21 protein-coding genes and 1 tRNA gene are annotated in these 20,912 nt (G+C 59.5%); 9 read left to right on the top strand and 13 right to left on the bottom strand.

The genetic code is table 11. The features are described 5' to 3' along the window. The first annotated feature begins 205 nt into the window (after window positions 1-205). The 3 genes from fabA to fabI are packed head-to-tail and all read left to right on the top strand — an operon-like array spanning window position 206 to window position 2,790. Window positions 206-721 carry a 3-hydroxyacyl-[acyl-carrier-protein] dehydratase FabA gene (fabA, locus tag EET67_RS00105; protein WP_128624176.1) on the top strand — a complete coding sequence of 172 codons (516 nt, stop codon included), beginning with the start codon at window positions 206-208 and terminating at the stop codon, window positions 719-721. A 26-nt stretch (window positions 722-747) separates the two neighbouring features. Next, window positions 748-1,968, top strand: a complete 1,221-nt coding sequence (gene fabB / locus EET67_RS00100) for a beta-ketoacyl-ACP synthase I (RefSeq protein WP_128624175.1) — start codon at window positions 748-750, stop codon at window positions 1,966-1,968. Between the two features lie 12 nt (window positions 1,969-1,980). Next, complete coding sequence (gene fabI / locus EET67_RS00095; RefSeq protein ID WP_128624174.1) at window positions 1,981-2,790, top strand: enoyl-ACP reductase FabI; 810 nt, start codon at window positions 1,981-1,983, stop codon at window positions 2,788-2,790. 2 nt (window positions 2,791-2,792) lie between these two features. Here the strand turns inward: fabI and EET67_RS26465 are convergent, their stop codons facing one another. Then, on the bottom strand, window positions 2,793-3,287 hold the full coding sequence (locus EET67_RS26465) for a class I SAM-dependent methyltransferase (protein ID WP_342634641.1): 495 nt from the start codon (window positions 3,285-3,287) through the stop codon (window positions 2,793-2,795). A 12-nt stretch (window positions 3,288-3,299) separates the two neighbouring features. On the opposite strand from EET67_RS26465, the gene EET67_RS26460 reads away from it, so the two are divergent. After that, complete coding sequence (locus EET67_RS26460; protein ID WP_342634640.1) at window positions 3,300-3,827, top strand: hypothetical protein; 528 nt, start codon at window positions 3,300-3,302, stop codon at window positions 3,825-3,827. 62 nt (window positions 3,828-3,889) lie between these two features. Here the strand turns inward: EET67_RS26460 and pnp are convergent, their stop codons facing one another. The 8 genes from pnp to rimP all read right to left on the bottom strand — a co-directional run bounded on the left by pnp (window position 3,890) and on the right by rimP (window position 13,782). Next, window positions 3,890-6,037, bottom strand: a complete 2,148-nt coding sequence (pnp, locus tag EET67_RS00085; protein WP_128624172.1) for a polyribonucleotide nucleotidyltransferase — start codon at window positions 6,035-6,037, stop codon at window positions 3,890-3,892. Between the two features lie 317 nt (window positions 6,038-6,354). Next, window positions 6,355-6,624, bottom strand: coding sequence for a 30S ribosomal protein S15 (gene rpsO / locus EET67_RS00080; RefSeq protein WP_128624171.1), 270 nt, complete (start codon window positions 6,622-6,624; stop codon window positions 6,355-6,357). Window positions 6,625-6,786: 162 nt separating this feature from the next. Next, window positions 6,787-7,740 (bottom strand): tRNA pseudouridine(55) synthase TruB, encoded by a 954-nt coding sequence (gene truB, locus EET67_RS00075; protein ID WP_128624170.1) that lies wholly within the window; start codon window positions 7,738-7,740, stop codon window positions 6,787-6,789. Further along, on the bottom strand, window positions 7,740-8,156 hold the full coding sequence (rbfA, locus tag EET67_RS00070) for a 30S ribosome-binding factor RbfA (RefSeq protein ID WP_128624169.1): 417 nt from the start codon (window positions 8,154-8,156) through the stop codon (window positions 7,740-7,742). The genes truB and rbfA overlap by 1 nt, the downstream gene beginning before the upstream one ends. Before the next feature lie 109 nt (window positions 8,157-8,265). Beyond that, window positions 8,266-10,827 (bottom strand): translation initiation factor IF-2, encoded by a 2,562-nt coding sequence (gene infB / locus EET67_RS00065; RefSeq protein WP_128624168.1) that lies wholly within the window; start codon window positions 10,825-10,827, stop codon window positions 8,266-8,268. Further along, window positions 10,824-11,471 carry an RNA-binding protein gene (locus EET67_RS00060; protein ID WP_128624167.1) on the bottom strand — a complete coding sequence of 216 codons (648 nt, stop codon included), beginning with the start codon at window positions 11,469-11,471 and terminating at the stop codon, window positions 10,824-10,826. Before EET67_RS00060 ends, infB begins: the two co-directional genes overlap by 4 nt. A gap of 38 nt (window positions 11,472-11,509) precedes the next feature. Further along, entirely contained in the window at window positions 11,510-13,111 is a 1,602-nt protein-coding gene (gene nusA, locus EET67_RS00055) for a transcription termination factor NusA (RefSeq protein ID WP_128624166.1), read from the bottom strand. Between the two features lie 38 nt (window positions 13,112-13,149). Continuing rightward, window positions 13,150-13,782 (bottom strand): ribosome maturation factor RimP, encoded by a 633-nt coding sequence (rimP, locus tag EET67_RS00050; RefSeq protein ID WP_128624165.1) that lies wholly within the window; start codon window positions 13,780-13,782, stop codon window positions 13,150-13,152. A 260-nt stretch (window positions 13,783-14,042) separates the two neighbouring features. On the opposite strand from rimP, the gene EET67_RS25485 reads away from it, so the two are divergent. Beyond that, window positions 14,043-14,201, top strand: coding sequence for a hypothetical protein (locus EET67_RS25485; RefSeq protein ID WP_165899740.1), 159 nt, complete (start codon window positions 14,043-14,045; stop codon window positions 14,199-14,201). Between the two features lie 9 nt (window positions 14,202-14,210). Here the strand turns inward: EET67_RS25485 and EET67_RS00045 are convergent, their stop codons facing one another. From EET67_RS00045 to EET67_RS00035, 3 genes are all read right to left on the bottom strand, one after another. After that, on the bottom strand, window positions 14,211-14,882 hold the full coding sequence (locus EET67_RS00045) for an LON peptidase substrate-binding domain-containing protein (RefSeq protein ID WP_128624164.1): 672 nt from the start codon (window positions 14,880-14,882) through the stop codon (window positions 14,211-14,213). A 176-nt stretch (window positions 14,883-15,058) separates the two neighbouring features. Further along, on the bottom strand, window positions 15,059-16,057 hold the full coding sequence (gene trxA / locus EET67_RS00040; RefSeq protein ID WP_128624646.1) for a thioredoxin: 999 nt from the start codon (window positions 16,055-16,057) through the stop codon (window positions 15,059-15,061). A 96-nt stretch (window positions 16,058-16,153) separates the two neighbouring features. Beyond that, entirely contained in the window at window positions 16,154-16,651 is a 498-nt protein-coding gene (locus EET67_RS00035; protein WP_128624163.1) for a prolyl-tRNA synthetase associated domain-containing protein, read from the bottom strand. Window positions 16,652-16,939: 288 nt separating this feature from the next. Between EET67_RS00035 and EET67_RS00030 the strand changes: the two genes are divergently transcribed. Next, window positions 16,940-17,014: transfer RNA gene (locus EET67_RS00030), tRNA-Gly, on the top strand. Window positions 17,015-17,273: 259 nt separating this feature from the next. Continuing rightward, window positions 17,274-18,761, top strand: coding sequence for a peptidoglycan-binding domain-containing protein (locus tag EET67_RS00025; protein WP_128624162.1), 1,488 nt, complete (start codon window positions 17,274-17,276; stop codon window positions 18,759-18,761). A 306-nt stretch (window positions 18,762-19,067) separates the two neighbouring features. Here the strand turns inward: EET67_RS00025 and EET67_RS00020 are convergent, their stop codons facing one another. Continuing rightward, on the bottom strand, window positions 19,068-19,274 hold the full coding sequence (locus EET67_RS00020) for a helix-turn-helix domain-containing protein (protein ID WP_128624161.1): 207 nt from the start codon (window positions 19,272-19,274) through the stop codon (window positions 19,068-19,070). Window positions 19,275-19,381: 107 nt separating this feature from the next. Here EET67_RS00020 and EET67_RS00015 point away from each other — a divergent pair, with 107 nt between their 5' ends. Together EET67_RS00015 and EET67_RS00010 are read left to right on the top strand one after the other, a co-directional pair. Continuing rightward, on the top strand, window positions 19,382-20,143 hold the full coding sequence (locus EET67_RS00015) for an SDR family oxidoreductase (RefSeq protein WP_128624160.1): 762 nt from the start codon (window positions 19,382-19,384) through the stop codon (window positions 20,141-20,143). A 60-nt stretch (window positions 20,144-20,203) separates the two neighbouring features. Then, window positions 20,204-20,686: a hypothetical protein gene (locus tag EET67_RS00010; protein ID WP_170313198.1), complete on the top strand. Its 483-nt coding sequence runs from the start codon at window positions 20,204-20,206 to the stop codon at window positions 20,684-20,686. The last annotated feature ends 226 nt before the right edge of the window (window positions 20,687-20,912 follow it).

The following is a 20,912-nucleotide window of genomic DNA, read 5'->3' as shown; positions in this document are numbered from 1 at the left end:
AACCACCGAACCCGGCACCTGAACCGATCAGCTATCCGAGCCATACCTGCCCGAGATATAATCTGTCCACGAAAAGCGATCAATAGGCGCACATTGACCCAGGCTGACCGGCAGGCTAATCGCAAACGGCGGTTTCCGCGCGCAAACAGACTGTGTTAGGAAACGAGGCAAGGGCGCGACGGCGTCGGAGAAAGGAAGACGTTTTATGGCGGTTTCGAAGTCCAGCTACGATTACGAGGACCTGCTTGCCTGCGCCCGCGGCGAGTTGTTCGGGCCCGGCAATGCGCAACTGCCTGCTCCGCCGATGCTGATGTTCGACCGGATCACCGAAATCTCGGAAACCGGCGGCGAATTCGACAAGGGCTTCGTACGCGCAGAGTTGGATATCAAGCCTGACCTTTGGTTCTTCCCTTGCCATTTCATCGGCAATCCGGTGATGCCCGGCTGCCTTGGCCTTGATGCATTGTGGCAGATGACTGGTTTCTTCCTGGGCTGGCTGGGTGAGCCTGGCAAGGGCATGGCGCTGTCTACCGGCGAGGTCAAGTTCAAGGGCATGGTGACGCCGAAGGTCAAGAAGGTCGAATATGGCGTCGACTTCAAGCGCGTCATGCGCGGTCGCCTAGTGCTCGGCACCGCCGACGGCTGGCTGAAAGCCGATGGGGAGCAAATCTACAAGGCCACCGACCTGCGCGTCGGCCTGGCAAAACAAGAAACAGCCTGAGTGCTGAAGACACGAAGGAACATCGCATGAGACGCGTCGTTGTCACAGGCCTCGGGATCGTATCGTCGATCGGAAATACCGCGCAAGAGGTGCAGGCTTCCCTGCGGGACGCTAAATCCGGCATCAGTTTTTCGGACTCTTTTGCCGAGCATGGCTTCCGCTGCCAGGTGTGGGGGGCTCCGACGCTCGATCCGACGGAATTGGTGGATCGCCGCGCAATGCGGTTTCTGTCCAAAGGGGGCGCGTGGAACCACGTCGCCATGGAACAGGCGATTGCCGATGCCGGCCTTGCCGAAGGCGAAATCACCAATGAACGCACGGGCATCATCATGGGTTCCGGCGGGCCATCGACCAAGACGATCGTCGAGGCCGCCGACATAACCCGCAAGAACAACAGCCCCAAGCGCATCGGCCCATTTGCTGTCCCGAAGGCGATGTCATCCACGGCCTCGGCCACGCTCGCCACCTGGTTCAAGATCCACGGCGTCAACTATTCTATCTCCTCGGCCTGTTCGACCTCGGCGCATTGCATCGGCAATGCCTATGAGTTGATCCAATGGGGCAAGCAGGACATGATCTTTGCCGGCGGCCATGAGGATCTCGACTGGACGATGTCGGACCTGTTTGACGCGATGGGCGCCATGTCTTCCAAATTCAACGACCGCGCCCCAGTCGCCTCGCGCGCCTATGACGTCAATCGCGACGGTTTCGTCATTGCCGGTGGTGCCGGTGTTCTGGTTCTGGAAGAATTGGAACATGCAAAAGCGCGCGGTGCGAAAATCCATGCCGAGATCGTCGGCTATGGTGCGACTTCCGATGGTTACGATATGGTCGCCCCTTCGGGCGAGGGTGCCGTTCGCTGCATGAAACAGGCGCTGGCGAGCGTTTCGGGGTCTGTCGACTATATCAACACGCACGGCACCTCCACGCCGATCGGCGATTCCAAGGAAATGAATGCGATCCGCGAGGTGTTCGGGGAAAATATGCCGAATGTCACCTCGACCAAGTCGCTCACCGGCCATTCGCTGGGCGCGGCGGGCGTGCAGGAGTCCATCTACTCGATCCTGATGATGCAGGGCGGCTTCATCGGTGAAAGTGCCCATATCGAGGAACTCGATCCCGAATTCGAAGGCATGCCCATCGTGCGCAAGCGCATCGACAATGCCAAGATTGACACTGTGCTGTCGAATTCGTTCGGTTTCGGCGGCACCAACGCCACGCTCGTTTTCCAGCGCTATAACGGCTGAGGTAGTCTTTCCATGGAAGCTTTGATGAAAGGCAAGCGCGGCCTCGTGATGGGGGTCGCCAACGACCATTCCATTGCCTGGGGCATAGCCAAGCAGCTTGCCGCCCACGGCGCGGAACTGGCCTTCACCTATCAGGGCGAGGCCTTCGGCCGACGCGTCAAGCCGCTGGCCGAGCAGGTCAAAGCCTCGCTGGTCCTGCCCTGCGACGTGGAAGACAGCGCCTCGGTCAGTTCTGTCTTTGAGACACTGGACAAGCAATGGGGCAAGCTCGATTTCGTCGTGCATGCCATCGGCTTCTCGGACAAAAACGAATTGAAGGGCCTCTATGCCGACACCAGCCGGGAAAACTTCATCCGCACGATGGTGATCTCCTGCTATTCCTTCACCGAGGTTGCGCGCAATGCTGCAGCGCTGATGCAGGATGGCGGCTCGATGGTCACGCTAACCTATGCCGGATCGACGCGCGTGATGCCAAACTACAATGTCATGGGCGTTGCCAAGGCCGGGCTGGAGGCCAGCATTCGCTACCTCGCCAATGACTATGGTCCGCGCGGCATCCGCGTCAACGGCATTTCGGCAGGCCCGGTGCGCACGCTTGCCGGCGCCGGCATATCCGACGCGCGCTACATGTTCTCCTATCAGCAGCGCAATTCTCCGTTGCGCCGGACGGTAACGATAGACGAGGTGGGGGGCTCTGCCCTCTACCTGCTTTCGGACCTGTCTTCAGGGGTCACCGGCGAAATCCATTATGTAGATTCGGGCTATCACATCGTTTCGATGCCAACGCTGGAAGAGCTGAAACAGTCCGACAAGAGTGAATAGCCTTAACGGCGGGCTCTCAATACCTTGAAACCGCCGTCGCGCGCGATTTCGGTGTGGCTCGAGAAGGCCTGCGCAAGCGTTCGTTCGTAAGGCAATTGCCGGTTGGCAACCATGTAAAGCCGTCCGCCCGGCTTCAGGGCAACGGCCGCTGCCTTGATCATCCCCTGACCGATATCCGGCTCGGCTGCCCTGTGCTGGTGGAAGGGCGGGTTCATGACGATCAGGTCGTACCGATAGCGAACTTCCTCGCTCAACAGATCCTGCCAGAAAAAACGCGGCGTGACTGACGTGGCCACAACGTTGCGCCTGGCAGCCTCCAGCGAGGCAAAATCAGCTTCATAGAGGTCGAGCGTTGTGATTTTGGGATGTCGCAACGCCAATTCGGCGGCGAGATAGCCCCAGCCAGCGCAGAAGTCCGCGACCGCCCCGTCGATTTTTTCTGGCAGGTTATCGATAAGTAATTTTGAACCGGCATCGATGCGGTCGGCCGAAAACATGCCGGGCGCAGTGTGAAACCGATCTTCCACCAGCCGCTCGCCATTGCCTTTGCGCAGGGCGAGGACGACGTCAGCGCTGTCAGCCGGCCGAAAAAACCAGAACGCTACGCCATGATGCTTGGGCAACTGGCCAGGGATTTCCACCAATTCGCCGATCCGCTTGCGCAGGCTGGCGATGCCGTCATCCTTGCTGCCGGCAACCAGGATCGTTGCACCACCTCTTACACGCTCAATGGCGCCGGCGATCCGCAACTCGTTTTCTCCGCGATGGCGGCCAGACAATACCAGTGCGAGGTCGTAGTCATACCCTTCCGCGACATAGCTGACGGCATGGCCGCTGGCTTCAAGTCCTCGCACATAGGGCCGGAAACCCTGCACGATGGAAAGGTTCGTCTCGAAGCCGCCGGGCAAGCGAAACCCCGGTTCTGCACCGAAAAACAGGGTTCGTGTCCCCTTCCTCGGCGCAGAAAGCACCCCGGATTCGAAGGGATAAAACAGGGTTTTCAAGGCATCGCGCATCGTCCACGAACCCGTGTGTGATCAAATAAGAAAACGGGCGCCACCTTTCGGCGCGCCCGTTTGCAATCTCATTTTCGATACCGTCAGGCGGCGGTTTCTTCGTCCTCGGACTTCTTTTCCTTGACGATTTCCTTGCCGGTTTCCTGATCGACGACCTTCATCGACAGGCGCACCTTGCCGCGCTCGTCAAAGCCCATGAGCTTGACGAAGACCTTCTGGCCTTCCTTGACGACGTCCGACGTCTTGGCAACACGCTCATTGGCAAGCTGCGAGATATGGACGAGGCCGTCCTTGGGGCCGAAGAAATTCACGAAGGCGCCGAAATCGGCAGTCTTGACGACCGTGCCTTCATAGATCTCACCGACTTCAGGTTCCGCGACGATGGTGTGGATCCACTTCTTCGCCGCCTCGATCTCCTTGGCGTTGGACGAGGCGATCTTGACCGTGCCGTCATCCTCGATGTTGATCTTGGCACCGGTCTTTTCGACGATCTCGCGGATCACCTTGCCGCCGGAACCGATGACATCACGGATCTTGTCGGTCGGGATGTTCATCACCTCGATGCGCGGGGCAAACTCGCCCAGTTCTGCACGAGCGCCGGAAAGCGCCTTGGCCATTTCGCCAAGGATATGCAGGCGACCATCCTTGGCCTGGCCGAGCGCCACCTTCATGATCTCTTCGGTGATGCCGTCGATCTTGATGTCCATCTGCAACGCGGTGATGCCACCTTCGGTACCGGCGACCTTGAAGTCCATATCGCCGAGATGGTCCTCATCACCCAGAATGTCGGAGAGAACGGCAAAGCGCTCCTCTTCCTTGATGAGGCCCATGGCGATGCCGGCAACCGGCTTCTGCAGCGGAACGCCGGCATCCATCAGTGCAAGCGAAGTGCCACAAACGGTTGCCATCGACGAGGAGCCGTTGGACTCGGTGATCTCGGAGACGACACGCAGCGTATAGGGGAACTGCTCTGCGGCCGGCAGCATCGGGTGAATAGCGCGCCAGGCAAGCTTGCCATGGCCGATCTCGCGGCGGCCGGGCGAACCCATGCGGCCGGTCTCACCCACCGAATAAGGCGGGAAGTTGTAATGGAGAAGGAACTTCTCCTTGTACATGCCCGTCAGGCTGTCGACATATTGCTCGTCTTCGCCGGTGCCCAGCGTGGCAACCACGATCGCCTGCGTCTCGCCGCGCGTGAACAGCGCCGAACCATGGGTGCGCGGCAGCACGCCCACTTCCGAGACGATGTTGCGGACGGTCTTGAGATCGCGTCCGTCAATGCGCGAACCGGTGTCGAGAATGTTCCAGCGCACGATCTTGGCCTGCAGGTGCTTGAACACCGTCGCGACCTGTTCAGCCGACCATTTCGGTGCCTCGTCATCAGCGGGAGCGAAAGCTGCCTTGACCTTGGCCTTGACGGCATCGACAGCGGCGTAGCGTTGTTGCTTGTCGATGATTTTGTAAGCTTCGCGCAGGTCGGTCTCGGCGATCTTCAGCATTTCGGCCTCGAGATCGGCATAGCTCGGCGGCGTGAATTCACGCGGGTCCTTAGCTGCGACTTCGGCGAGTTGGATGATGGCGTCAATCACCGGCTGGAAGCCCTTGTGGCCGAACATAACCGCACCAAGCATGACGTCTTCGGACAGTTCCTTGGCTTCCGACTCGACCATGAGGACGGCATCAGTCGTTCCTGCCACGACGAGGTCAAGCTTGGACTCTTCCATCTCGTCGATATGCGGGTTGAGCTTGTATTCGCCGTTGATATAGCCGACGCGCGCGCCGCCGATCGGACCCATGAAGGGAACACCCGAGAGCGTCAGTGCCGCCGAGGTGGCAACGATCGACAGGATGTCCGGGTCGTTTTCGAGGTCATGCTGGACGACGGTTACGACAACTTGCGTGTCGTTCTTGTAGCCATCGGCAAAGAGCGGGCGGATCGGGCGGTCGATGAGGCGCGAAACCAGGGTTTCCTTTTCGCTCGGACGGCCCTCACGCTTGAAATAACCGCCGGGGATCTTGCCGGCGGCATAGGTCTTTTCCTGGTAGTTGACGGTCAGCGGGAAGAAGTCGAAGCCGGGCTTCGGCTCCTTTGCCGAAACGACAGTCGCAAGCACGATCGTCTCGCCATAGGTGGCAAGCACGGCGCCATCGGCCTGACGGGCGATCTTGCCGGTTTCGAGAATGAGCGGGCGCCCGGCCCACTCTATTTCTACTCTGTGATGATTGAACATATCTTGTCCTTTTATACGGAAAGGCTCACGCAGCACGCGAAGCTCCTTCCTGGCCTGTTTCAGACGAGCCACGGGCAAGACAACGGGAGGTCCGGCAAATTCGGCGTCGGCGGCAACGCCCCGGGCATCCTGCAATCCTGCCCCATGACCTGTCTCATGGGCGGCTCCGGCGCCATTTCACGCAGCCGGGACCTGTTTGGCACCTGATATCCCGGGCTTTTTCGCCATCCTTCGGGATCAGGTGCCGGCGAGCCTCGCATTGGCGAGCTCGAATGGCAAACCGGCGGACCTTCTGAACGAAGACCCGCCGGCAGAACTTAGCGGCGCAGACCGAGCTTTTCGATCAGAGCCTGGTAGCGAGCCTCTTCCCGCCCCTTCAGATAGTCGAGGAGGCGGCGACGCTGCGACACGAGAGCAAGCAGGCCACGGCGGGAATGGTTATCCTTCTTGTGGTCCTTGAAGTGCTCCGTCAGATTCTTGATGCGCTCTGACAGAATAGCGACCTGGACTTCCGGCGAGCCGGTATCGCCCTTTGCAGTCGCAAATTCGGCCATCAGTTCTTGCTTGCGTTCAGCAGTAATCGACATCGTGCTTTTCCTTTCAAAATTGAGGAAACGGGACGCCCTCGGCCGGGATGTCGTCCAGCAGGGGCCGGTACACACCGCACTCTTGCGCGATGCTGCGGCGCATATAGTGCAAAATGCCGGTAAAGGCCAGAGCCAATCGAAAATCGGTCAAAAACGCGAATTTCAAACGGTAAAAACCCGTTTTGGCTTGAACATGCCCGCTTCGATCGCGCCGATCGCAACCAGTCTGCCGCGCGCGGTGGCGCAAGCCTCATCAGCCTCCACCGGTGCATCCCGGCCACGAATGATCACCGGATTGCCAAGCCTTATGCGTGCGGCCACGTCATCGGTGATGGTCACCTGCGGCAAATATTCAAGGGCAGCGCCAGTATCGAGCAGACAAGCGTCCAGCGCTTCATAGCGGACGGCCCAATCACCTTCCTCGACGGTGTCGGCGGTAGGGCGGGCAGCTTCTTCCAGCATCTCCAGCGTGACGAGATCGTCGGCGGTAAACGGCTCGACCTCGGTCCGGCGCAATTCTGCGATATGCCCGAAACAGCCGAGATCACGCCCCATGTCACGCGCCAGCGAGCGGACATAGGTGCCCTTCCCGCATTCGACCTCGAACACCGAGCGACCGTCCGAAGACGAGATCAGGTCGAGCCGGCCAATTTCGATCTCGCGTGCCGGTATCTCGACGACCTCGCCCTCGCGCGCCAGATCATAGGCGCGCTCGCCGGCAATCTTGATTGCCGAAAACTGCGGCGGCGTTTGCATGATCACACCGGTATATTTCGGCAGCAGCGCGCGTATCTGTTCTTCAGAGGGCCTGATTTCGGAGGTTTTCGTTACCGGTCCTTCAAGATCATCGGTCGAGCGCTCCTCGCCCCAGGCGACGGTGAAACGATAGACCTTGGCGCCATCCATGACATAGGGAACGGTCTTCGTCGCCTCGCCCAGCGCGATCGGCAGCATGCCCGATGCCAGAGGATCCAGCGTGCCGGCGTGGCCAGCCTTTTCGGCCTGGAACAGCCACTTGATCTTGGCCACCGCTTCGGTGGAGCCCATGCCGACCGGTTTATCGAACACCAGCCAGCCGGAAACCGGCCGGCCTTTCTTCTTGCCTCTGCGCCCCACTATTCGCGCTCCTTGTCGTCGTCTGGCCCCAGGTCGCGCGCGACTTCCGGCGAATGCAAAAGCTCGTTGATCCTGGCGAAATTGTCGTAGCTGGTATCCCGCCGGAAGCGGAATTCGGGCATGTATTTCATCTGGCGCAGTGCGGAGGACACACGGCCGCGAATGAACTTCGCGTTACGGTTCAACGCCTGCACGACCGCATCGTCATCGCGTGCACCGAGCGGCGAGACAAAGGCGGTGGCGATCTTCAGATCGGGCGACATGCGCACTTCCGATATGGAAATGACCGTCGCCTCGATCACGTCGTCGTTGATCTCACGGCGTTGCAACAGATCCGACAATGCGTGGCGTACCTGTTCGCCAACGCGAAGCTGGCGCTGCGAAGGGCCTGATCCTGATGCAGGGGAACGTGCCATCTGGAAATCCTGAAACATGCGGTGCGGGGTCGAACCGCGGCCGCACATAGTTTGAGACCGAGCTGGCGCCTTGCACAGCCCGGTCAGTTTCTACAAGCGGATACGACGCCTAGAGCGTCCTGTTCACCATCTCGACGCGGAAGCATTCGATGATATCGCCCTGGCGGATATCCTCGTAATTGGCGAAGGCCATGCCGCATTCCTGGCCGACCGGAACCTCGGACACCTCGTCCTTGAAGCGCTTCAGCGTCTTCAGCGTGCCCTCGTGGATAACGACATTGTCGCGGATCAGGCGGACGCCGGCACCACGCTCGACCTTGCCTTCCGTCACACGGCAACCGGCAACCTTGCCGACCTTGGTGATGTCGAAGACCTCGAGTATCTCGGCATTGCCGATAAAGGTTTCGCGACGCTCCGGCGACAGAAGGCCCGACATGGCTGCCTTAACGTCATCCACGAGCGTGTAGATGATGTTGTAGTAGCGAATATCGATACCTGCCTGTTCGGCAGCCTGACGGGCCTGCGGGTTAGCCCGGACATTGAAGCCGATCATGGCAGCGCCCGAGGTCTCGGCGAGCGACACATCAGTTTCGGTGATGCCACCCGCACCGGCATGGACTATGCGCGCACGCACCTCGTCCGTACCAAGCTCGGCCAGTGCGTTGACGATCGCCTCCACCGAGCCCTGGACGTCAGCCTTGATGACCAGCGGGAACTCCTTCAGGCCGCTCGACTGCAATTGCGACATCATGTGTTCGAGCGAACCACGCTGACCGGCGTGACGAGCGGCTGCCTTGTCACGAGCCTTGCGCTGGCGATATTCGGTGATCTCGCGCGCCTTGGCTTCGTTATTGACCACAGCGAAGCGGTCGCCGGCCTGCGGCGTGCCCTGGAGACCAAGAATCTCTACCGGCGTCGCAGGAAGGGCCAAATCGAGATGCTCGCCCCGGTCATTGACCAGCGCGCGCACGCGCCCCCATTCGCTGCCGGCCACCAGGATGTCGCCGACCAGCAGCGTACCGGTCTGCACCAGAACGGTTGCAACCGGGCCACGTCCCTTGTCAAGCTTGGCCTCGATGACCACACCTTCGGCGGTGCGATTGGGATTGGCCTTCAAATCGAGCAATTCGGCCTGCAGCAGGACGGCTTCAAGCAGCTTGTCGAGATTGGTGCCCTTGGTGGCGGACACTTCGACATCCAGCACCTCGCCGCCCATCGACTCCACGAACACCTCATGGCGCAGCAATTCGGAGCGCACCTTCTGCGGATCGGCAGCCGGCTTGTCGATCTTGTTGATCGCCACGATGATCGGCACGCCGGCCGCCTTGGCGTGATTGATCGACTCGACCGTCTGCGGCATCACGCTGTCATCTGCGGCAACCACCAGAATGGCGATGTCGGTCGCCTGCGCGCCGCGGGCACGCATCGCGGTAAAGGCGGCATGGCCCGGCGTGTCGATGAAGGTGATCTTCTGACCATCCTTTTCGATCTGATAGGCCCCGATATGCTGGGTGATGCCACCGGACTCGCTGGACACCACATTGGCGTTGCGGATCGCATCAAGCAGCGAGGTCTTGCCGTGGTCGACATGGCCCATGATGGTGACCACAGGCGAACGCGGGCGAAGATCCTCTTCCCGATCCGCCACGTCGAAGAGCCCCTCTTCGATGTCGGACTCGGCAACGCGCCGAACCGTATGGCCAAACTCGGCCGCGATCAGTTCGGCCGTATCTGCGTCGATCACGTCGCCGGGCTTGATGATCTGGCCCTGCTTCATGAAATATTTGACCACGTCGACGGCGCGCTCGGACATGCGCTGCGCCAACTCCTGGATGGTGATCGTCTCCGGCAGCACGACTTCGCGCACGATCTTCTCGCGCGGCTCCTGGTGCATGGCGCGCTTGAACTTCTCCTGGCGCCGCCGCATCGAGGACAGCGAGCGGGCACGCCCATCCCCATCCGAAGTCGCGGCACTCAGCGTCAGCTTGCCGCTGCGACGCCGATCCTCTTCGCCCTTTGCCTTGACAGGCCGAGCCACTTCCGGCGCGGCGACGCGCTTGAGCGGCACGGCGCGGCTGACACCGAGGCTCTTGCTTCTGACCTCCGGCTCGTCATCGGCAACCTGTTCCTGTGGCGCGCGGCGACGGGCCTCTTCCTCGGCACGGCGACGTGCTTCGGCCTCGGCCTTAAGCCGTGCTTCCTCCTCGGCCTGGCGGCGCGCGGATTCCTCACGCTCGCGACGGCGGCGCTCTTCTTCCTCCTGACGACGCTTGGCTTCTTCGGCAGCGCGCTGGCGATCCTCGATCTCACGCGCCTTTGACCCCTCAAGGGCACGCCGGCGAGCTTCCATCTCGCTCGAAGACAACTCGTTCAAGACCATGCGCTCCGGGGGTGTTGGGGCGGGCGCGGGCGCCGGCTTCGGGGCCTCCTGCACCACAGGGGCGGCTACCGGCTGCGGCTTCGGCGCAAACACCGAGGGCGCGGCCTGCTCCGGCTTTTCTCCGGGCATGGTGAACTTGCGCTTCTTGGTTTCGACAACCACGTGCTTGGTCCGCCCATGCGAGAAGTTCTGGCGAACCGTGCCCTGTTCCAGGCCAGGCCGCTTCAGCGTCAGAGTCTTCTTCGTGTTGACGCTCAGAGTGTTGTCGTCACCCGATTTCGTATCGCTCATTCCATATCCTCTGCGGCTACATCTTCGTCAGCAATTGCCGCAAACATTGCCCGGTCATCCGAGGATCCGCCCCGGTAACGGTCAAGCGCAACCATGCGCTTCAGCACCGCGTTTCCCGCGTCTTGCGCGAGAACGGCAGCATGTATCACATTTGTTGCCCCTAATGCCAAACTCAAATCGGTTTCCGAAAAAAGTTTGTAGGCATAAATCTCGGGGCCGCCGGCATAAGCCGTCGCACGTCGCGCCTGCGTGATCTTGCGGACGCCGTCCTCCGAAGCTTCCTGAGCATGGAGAACCAGAAGCGCCTTGCCGCTGCGGACCGTGCTTTCGACCTTGGCCGCACCGAGCGCCACGGCACCGGCTTTACGCGCCAGACCGAGCACGCCAAGCGCTGCCCGTGCAAGGAGAGCATCGACCATTGCGCCCAAATCGGGCGGAACGGCCACATCTTTCCTGAAAGCGCGGGCAAAATGACTCCTGCCCGCCTTGTCCATATGTAGGCGGTCAGCCGTCACCCAGCAACCACGGCCGGGGAGGTTTCTTTTCAGATCAGGAACGACGACATTGTCCGGCCCGACGACGAAGCGGATCAGTTCATCCGGTTCGGTCTGCCTGCGCGTGACGATGCATGTGCGATCGTTCATCTCGTCCGGGGGCGTAATCTGTTCGATGCGTGTTCACCTCACGCACCGGACGCTTCGGATTCTGCCTCGGCTTCCTGCTCGGCGGCAAGCTCATCCTCGGTAACCCATCCAGCCTTGAGCCGCGCCGCCATGACCATCTGCTCGGCATCGGCGCGCGAAATCCCATAATCAGCAAGGACACCAGGGTAGAACTTCGTCTCTCCGTCCTTGCGCTCCTTCCAGCCGGTGAGGTCATCGACGGCATAGCCGGCGAAATCCTCGACCGTCTTCACCCCATCCTCGCCCAAGGTGACCAGCATGGCGGTGGTGATGCCCGGAATCTCGCGCAACTCGTCGGAAACCCCAAGAGCCAGGCGCTTCTCGTCGTGCTCGGCTTCGATCTTGTCGAGATACTCCCTGGCACGGGTCTGGATCTCGCTGGCGGTATCCTCGTCAAAGCCATCGATCGACGAAATTTCGTCCGAATCGACATAGGCGACTTCCTCGACGCTGGTGAAGCCCTCGGATGCCAGCACCTGGCCGACCATCTCGTCGACATTGAGCGCATCCATGAACAGGTTGGAGCGTTCGACAAACTCCTTCTGACGGCGTTCGGATTCCTCCTGCTCGGTCAGGATGTCGATGTCCCAACCGGTAAGCTGCGAGGCAAGACGTACATTCTGACCGCGACGGCCGATGGCCAGCGAAAGCTGGTCGTCGGGCACCACCACCTCGATGCGCTCGGCATCCTCGTCGAGCACCACCTTGGCGACTTCCGCCGGCTGCAGCGCATTGACGATGAAGGACGCGGCCGAAGGCGACCACGGGATGATGTCGATCTTCTCGCCCTGCAATTCGCCGACAACAGCCTGCACGCGGCTGCCGCGCATGCCGACGCAGGCGCCGACCGGATCGATCGAGCTGTCGCGCGAAATCACCGCGATCTTGGCGCGCGAACCCGGGTCGCGGGCTACCGACTTGATCTCGATGATGCCGTCATAGATTTCCGGCACTTCCATGGTGAAGAGCTTGGCCATGAATTGCGGATGCGTGCGCGACAGGAATATCTGCGGGCCGCGCTGCTCGCGGCGCACGTCATAGACATAGGCGCGGACGCGATCGCCATATTTGTAGTTTTCGCGCGGGATCAACTCGTCGCGGCGGATGATGGCCTCGCCACGCCCCAGATCGACAATGACATTGCCATATTCGACGCGCTTGACGGTGCCGTTGACGATCTCGCCGATACGGTCCTTGTATTCGTCGTACTGGCGGTCACGCTCGGCCTCGCGCACCTTCTGCACGATAACCTGCTTTGCCGACTGGGCAGCGATGCGGCCGAAATCCATCGGCGGCAGCTGTTCGGCGATGAAGTCGCCGAGCTGGGCATCGGGATTGCGCTCGCGTGCCGTGGACAGCGCAATCTGCGTCGCATAGTCCTCGACGGCTTCGACGACCTCCATCAGCCGCTGCAACTTCATCTCGCCGGTGTTCGGATTGATGTCGGCGCGGATGTTGGTTTCCTGGCCGTAGCGCGAACGCGCCGCCTTCTGGATCGCGTCGGCCATCGCATCGATGACGATCTGCTTGTCGATAGACTTTTCACGCGCAACCGCATCCGCGATCTGCAGCAGCTCAAGTCTGTTCGCACTGACTACCATTGTCGTCTCCCTGAACAATACCCGACGGGCTGTTCAATTCACTCTTCGGTTTCGGTTTCGTCTTCGGCGTCGTCTTCAACGGCTTCGCCGCGGTGTTTCCTGGCTTCCTTGCGCGCCTGATTGTCCTTGCTCAGCGCATCCCGGATCAGATCGTCGGTCAGGATCAGTCGCGCATCGGCAATCGCCACGAAAGGAATGCGTACCCTTGGCTCCTCGCCATAGGCCGGCTGATCACGCTCAATCACGACCGACTCGTCATCAGCCTCGGCGATCTTGCCCCGGAACCGCTTGCGCTCGGCAACGAGGATCGAAGTTTCGAGCTTCACCAGATGTCCCTGCCATGTGGTGAAATCCGACTTGCGCACCAATGGCCGATCAATGCCGGGCGAAGAGACTTCCAGATGATATGCCTTGTCGATCGGATCGTCGACATCAAGTGCGGGTGAAACCGCACGGCTGACTTCCTCGCAATCCTCGACCGTCATGGTGCCGTCGTCACGCTCGGCCATGATCTGCAGCGTCAAGCCATTCTGGCCAGAGAGCCGCACCCGTACCAGGCGGTAGCCTATTCCGCGCAGCACCGGCATGACGATGGCCGCCACGCGCGCGTCGATGCCGCTTTCGCGGATGATCCTATCATCTCCAGGAATGGCGCTTGCGTCTTCCGTCATTTCTCATCCAGGGCTGGCCGCATGCCGGATCACAAGGCCCGGTAACAAAAAAGAGCGGGACCGGGTGGACCCACTCTTCGTCAAATCGACCAAGAATTTAGGCCATACATAAAGGATATGCTTGATCCTGACAAGTCCTGCTTAAACCGCTCGTTAACGGCGTGTTGCGCGCACCGCATGGCTGCCCTGCGGCAGCGCCACTTACAATTGCAGCACCGCAGCCCTAACTATGTTGCAGTGCAGCATGAAAGGTAACGACAATGTCCCAGCGCAATTCCTCTCGGATCGGCGGGTTCTTCAACCTGATCGGCAGCGCAATCGCAGTCGCTGCTGCGGTGGAGAGCGGTCGTGCTCCGCGCAACCGCGATCTGCGCGGCCTCGGCATCGAGCCGGAACAATTCCGCAAGATCAGATACTGATCGCCAGACCTATTGCAGGTTCGAGCCGAACTCGTCATTTTTCCTGGCGAGAACCATTTCGGTTATCGCGATGAGGGTGTCGGCGCGGGTCTTCAAATCCGGCGCCTCGAGAAGCGCCTGCTTTTCGGCGGCGCCATAGGGCGCCATCATCGACAAGGCATTGACCAGCATTGCGTTTTCAGCACGGCTGACACTGTCCCAATCCGCCTCCAGCTCATTAGCTTCCAGATAGGCGCGGAAGGCCTTGAGCAGGCCGAGACGATCGATTTCCCTGCCGGTCGGATCTTCTGAGAGGTCGCCGACGAACGGCATGATCCGACACTGGCGATAGGGCGTTTTGACCGCCAGTTCCTGGGTGACACGGAAACGGCAGACGCCCTCTAGCGCTATCAGATAACGGCCGTCGCCGGATTCCGCGAAGGAGGTAAGGCGGCCGAGACAACCTGCTTCGCAAATCTCCGGCTCGCCGTCGTCGCGTAGAATGCCGTCGAGCCGCGGTTGGATCATGCCGACCAACCTGTCGCCGGCGATCACATCGTCAATCATCTGCAGATAGCGCGGCTCAAAAATGTTCAGCGGCAAGCGGCCGCCCGGCAATAGCAGGGCGCCTGCCAGCGGAAATACGGCAAGTGTGGTCGGAACGTCCTTTCCGGTGCGATAATGCGCGTTTCCCGCCTGCATGTCCTTCTCCGTTCAGCATTCGGCGCCGTACCCACCGACGCAGGCAAACCGCCTCGCCGCTCCGTACGAGGCCGCCGCTTAAAGCGTGTCACGCCGAAACGAATCAGGCGGCACACTTCAACCCTCGTTCCCTCGCATGTCTCCCGAAGCCGGCTTCCACTTCCGGGAGATATGCTTCAGGAAAACAGCAGCGACGACAGTTTTCGCCGTGTCTCGAGCGTCACCTCGTCGGTCATGCCCCATGCTTCGAAAAGCTGGAGCAATTGGGTCCGCGCGCCATCATCCTTCCAGCTTCGATCCGCCTTGACGATGGCCAGAAGGTTGTCGGCCGCTTCACGGCGCTGCCCGAGCGCATTCTGCACGATGGCCAAATCAAAGCGCGCCTGATGGTCCTTCGGGTCGGCTGCCACACGCGCTTCCAATTCGGCCGGATTGCCAAGCGCAGCGGATTGCTCGGCTAAGGCAAGCTTGGCATGGACCGCAGCAATCGCCGCATTTTCCTTCCTATCAGCCGGCACCTGCTCAAGCAGCGCCTTGGACCCCTCAAGGTCGCCGGTATCGAACATAATATCGGCCAATCCCGCCAATGCGTCCACATTGTCGGGTGCCTGTTCGAGCACGCTTGCGAAAATATCGGCTGCGGACTGCAAATCACCCGCCGCCCGCGCCTCCGCTGCCGCCGCCAAGGCGTCCGCCAGTTGCGCCTTGCCGTCCACGCCGGCGACCTTGTCTATAAATGCGGTAATCTGACTTTCGGGCACCGCCCCCATGAAACCATCTATCGGCTGGCCGTCCTTGAACGCGATTACCGCCGGGATCGACTGGATACCAAGCTGGCCGGCAATCGATGGATGATCATCGATATTCATCTTGACCAGTTTCACCCGGCCACTGCTGGCCTGAACCGCCTTTTCCAGGACCGGCGCAAGCTGTTTACAGGGGCCGCACCAGGGCGCCCAGAAATCGACCAGTACCGGCTGGCGACGGGACTCCTGGATGACATCGGCCGTAAAGCTTGCCGTGGTCGTGTCCTTGACCACAAAGGGTTCCGAACCTTTTGCGCCAAGGTTCACAGCATTCGCGTTTTCGGATGCTTCCGGCCTGGCCGCGCCATAGCTGACATTGGCCGTGTACTGGCTTCCTGCGCCACCGAATGGATTGTCTTGCTCGTTCATCATCGCCCCTTCGGCTGACTGGCACGTGCCGTCATCATTCTAACGCGGATCGAGGTCGGTCGGCCGCAATCCGCAGGTTTAGCCACCATGTGGCAATCATGCGGAGACTTTCAAGATCAGCGGCTCATGACCTGTCGCCGCGATGAACTTCAAAAGATCGCCATTTGCAATCGATGTCGTCGCCTCGTTCGTCAAGGGATGCGCATTGATGACCGCATTCTGCATCAAGGCGCTGTCTAGCACCACCTTGACCGTTCCGGCGCTGTCATTGATCAGCCCGAACACAGTAACCGCGCCCGGATAGACGCCAAGCAGTTCCATCAGCGCTTCCGGCTTGCCGAAGGAGACACGGCCGGCCGCTCCGATAAGGTGATGGATCTGCTTGAGATCCACTTCCGCCTCCTCATCGACTGTAACCAGGAAATAACTGCCCTTCTTGTCCTTCAGGAACAGGTTCTTGGTGTGGCCGCCTTCAATCTCACCACGCAGCGACTGCGAATCGGCAACGGTAAACAATGGCGGATGTGATTTCGTCGTAACATCTATCTTCAGCGCATCGAGAAAGGCGAAAAGTTCGGCTGGTGTCCTGGGCATGGCATTCCTGATAAGGCGAAAAGAGATTTTCCGCTCAAATGTGACGCCGCCTGTTTCGCATGCGAGGCCGCAACAGGGAAGTGCTTGCCTGCCGAAGATTTGCGTAACGGCGCCACGGCAGTCTCTCGCTGCACGGTGAAAGAACGCGGATGTCGGAGGACCTGCATCTCACCATTTCCCACCACAAACGCGAATGGAAATTCTGACAAAAATGTCTGCGTTTGCCTGTTGCATTCGGCTCGCTCTTCGGCCATATAGGCGCGGCTTGCGGTACTTGATGCCGCGCGAGCGGGTGTAGCTCAGGGGTAGAGCACAACCTTGCCAAGGTTGGGGTCGAGCGTTCGAATCGCTTCACCCGCTCCAATATTCAAAGCATCGAAAGGCCGCGGTTTTCCGCGGCTTTTTCGTTTTCCAGGCGGTTGAAATCGCAGCCGACTGATTGCTCTCAAAAGGTCAGGGTTACACGCGGGTTACCACTTTGCGTATTCGACGTAGCGTGAAGTCGCGGTGTCGCCGGAGTGTGCGGCGGCGCATGGGAATTCACGAAGCCACGCTCTGACACTGGAAACCATTGAAAGCTTTCACATCGGCATCTAGCATTAGCCCAAAGGGGAAGGGGACGATGATGGGGTGGAGGCTAAGCCAAATATTTGTCGGTGTTTTGTCGGCACTGGCCCTGCCGAGTGTAGCGATCGCGCAGGTGCAGAAGCAGTTGTCCGATACTGATCACGGAGGAACTGCGATACAACTAGATTTGCCCGATACCGGACGAGAAGGCGTCACAAAGCAGCTTGATTTACCCCATGGAACATCCAAGCCAGTAATTTCTGGCGACGCTGATCACGATCCGTTTCGATTGACGGCGTCAGACATCCAAAAAATTTTGAACCAGCAAGGCTATAAGGCCGGATCGGAAAGCGAGACCGACAATTTCCTCACACGCCAAGCTATTGAGCAGTTTCAAGCAGATCGCTTGGAACCCGTCACCGGCTCTCTTACCAAAGAACAGATGCAGGCGCTCGCCACATTCGCTGCGGTGCGATACGAACCACTGGAGAAGACGCTAGCAGAGCAAAATCTAGGTGGAGCTTTCGCAACAACGGGCCGGATTGTTGCGAAATATGTTACCCAAAAACAGATCTCGGGTAATCCTATCGCTATCCTTGCACCGACCGACGCGGCATGGGATGCCGTGCAACGTGCAGTCGAAGAGAGTGAGGGGCACGGTCTTGACGATGCGGAGCGTCAAGCTCTGATCGGATGCCATGTAGTCACGGATCAACTCTTTCCAGCGGCACTTCAAACAATATTTCAGAAGCGTTCAGGCAATTACGATTTCAGAACACCCGGAGGATGCACCTACAGTGCGTCATGGTCTGGTACCGGTGTGGAGATATCAAACGACGCAGGCCAACAAATTGCCGTCCTAAACGACGTGTCAGCACCTACTGTGATAAAGGTAAGCGCAATCCAGACACGACCCGGTCTGCTCATTGAAAATGGGATACGGGCCACTCGGATTTTCGCTGGACCCACGCAATTTCCCCCGCGCAATTTTTCGGCTTACGGAATTGTGGCGTTTCCCTCGAGGGCTTCCAGTGGTGATCGTCTTGATAGATACTTGATGCTTTGCCACGCCTACGTTGACGGACTGCCGCACGCCGACTCACCCAACCTGACTACCCCATACGCGGATCAGATGGTAACTGTTTGGCCAGTCGAGCAGGACAAGCTGGCCGATCAGATCAACAAGATGAAGCGTGAAGAGCTATGCCAACAGGCCGTAGCGCATTACGGTCTGATTGCAGCAAAGCAATCAATCAAGGTCGCACAACGCCAGAATTTCCAGATGAATGGCGAAGGCCCATATCTTATCGCCTGGGCACCACCACAACAAATTGGCGATCCGAACGCTCATATTCTGGTGGCGGACCTGAGCGATGTTACGACAGAAAAGCAGGCAGAACAGATTATGCAGGACTGGGTGACGGATATCGAACGCAATCCGGAACTTTGGCGTAACGGCTGGGACGAACAGAAAATACGTCGCTTGATTCAGTTGTGGGTAGACAAGACGGGTACCAAACTCCTCAGTTTCTTGAAGGAATAACGCTGTGTCTATCCTTATAAAGCACTACGGGATTCCTGCAGTCGTTGGGATTTTGTTGGGGGTTGCAGCGGTTTTTTATATCGATCCCACTACCTCTGGGGGGACAATATTTCTGGTCGTGATCGTCACGCTAGTCGCCATCGTATTCTACACTATCTTCCGGACAATCTTCGGTCGTTAACCCGACCGGAAGAACGACGTTGTGATAATTGTAGGGCAACGACAGATACGCGCGGGCAGCCACGTTGATGTTATCAATTTCCTGCTACCCGCGTTTCCGGTTACAAACACAGCGAACAGTATCGCTTAGTCGAATTGCTCCTCAGATTCGTGCATTATCGCGTGCGGATCAGCGCCTATAGCTCTGGCTATCATCACGAATTCGGCCACGTCGAGCCGACGTTCTCCAAGCTCGAACTTCGAGACGAAGGTCTGCCGTTGCCCGATCCGCTTCCCCAATTCGACCTGCGTAATGCCAGCGTCCTTCCGAGCCTGCACGAGCAGTTCGATCATTCGTTGATACAGATTGGATCGAAGTGAAGACAATGGAAGCGCCAGTGCTGGGACCAGCGCCTCAATAAGACCCGAATTTAGAGTACCCCAAATCAGGGTATTTTGCGATGCTGCCCGCCGGAATCGATTCGGAGGGCGTGGTGAAGCATCAATACGTCGGGGACATTAGCGACTATCGGAAGTATGCACTGCTGCGGATGCTGTCGGCGGGCGGCACGAATCGCATCGGTGTGTGCTGGATGCTGACGCCTTCGGACGGGAGTTCAGATGGCAGCAAGCTCACCTATCTTCAGCAGCCGGAGCGGCATCGCCATTTCGACACCGAACTGTTCGATATCCTGGCCCACGCCGCCGCCAAGCCGGATCGTCGCCGGCTGCAGACCATTGAAGACAGCGGTGCGGTTCGGGGCGCTCGCTACTACAACGAGTTGCTGCCCGACGAGTGGTCCGGGCGTTCTGCCTTCATGGAGCAGTGCGCGGCGGAGTTCGACGCCACCGATCTGGTGTTCTTCGATCCGGACAACGGTCTCGAAGTGTCGCTGCCGAAAGGCCGCAAGAACTCGTCCAAATACCTGTACTTCGATGAGGTGGCGGCGTTCTACGAGGCTGGTAAGTCGCTGCTGATCTACCAGCATTTCCCGCGCATCGAACGGGCCACGTTCATGGCCTCCCGGTCTGAACAGCTTCGGCACGCTGCCCCCGGCTGCGCCGTCTGGGCGTTCACCACCGCGCATGTGGTGTTCTTCCTGCTGGTCCACCCGGACAGCGCTGCCCGCCTTGCCGTGGCGGCGATGGAAGCCTGCGGACGTTGGGACGCGGGCTTCATCCGCGGCGAATATCTCAGCCACAACTCGCCACCTGTCAAATAATTGACAGAAATATTTCGGCCGTGATCTTGTGAACTCGACGCTTTTCTACAGGGGATACTTATGCTTTCAAAATCAATTCGGGTTTCTGTTCTGGCGGCAACTTGCGCCGCACTTTCCGCCTGCGCCGGTTCCAACGCGATCCGCACATCGGCCAACACAGCCATCATCCAGACCAGAGCGGCTCCCGTCTGCGGAGGCTTCGGCGCGGCCAAGGTCGCCCAGCAACAGGCCGCTATCGAGACGCTGAAGGCAGGCTATGACCGCTATATGATCCTGGATGCCGCGAGCGCCAACAATGTGCGGGCAACGCAACTGCCGGGCCAATATCACACCACCGGCATGGTGAGTGGCGGCTTCTACAGCGGAACCACCACCTACACGCCCGGTCCTACCATGGTCTATGGAACCCACGACCAAGCCTTTGCGATCAGGATGTTCCGGGACGGCGAGGCAGGCAGCCAGCAGGCGGTGTCGGCACGTCAGACGCTGGGCGACAAGTGGCAGGAAAAGGTGAAGGCAGGTGCCGTCCGAACCTGCACGTAAGCGCGGGGAGCAGTACAGCTAGTTACAGCAGACCTTCCGCACATAGGTGTTGCCGTAAGTCATGAAGGCGTCGTCCGGGATTGAACCACTCGCCTTCAACGTCTTCACTAGCGCTCGTGGACAAAGGTTGACTGGGGACTCCTGTTTTGATTCAAGGCTGCTATTTGGAGGCAGCCTTGGGCGAACGGATTGGTGTGACGGACGAGGAGTGGGCGTTGATCGGCCC

The organism is Borborobacter arsenicus, assembly GCF_003934165.1.
GTDB lineage: Bacteria > Pseudomonadota > Alphaproteobacteria > Rhizobiales > Rhizobiaceae > Pseudaminobacter > Pseudaminobacter arsenicus.
This window is presented reverse-complemented; position numbering and strand designations above follow the sequence as displayed.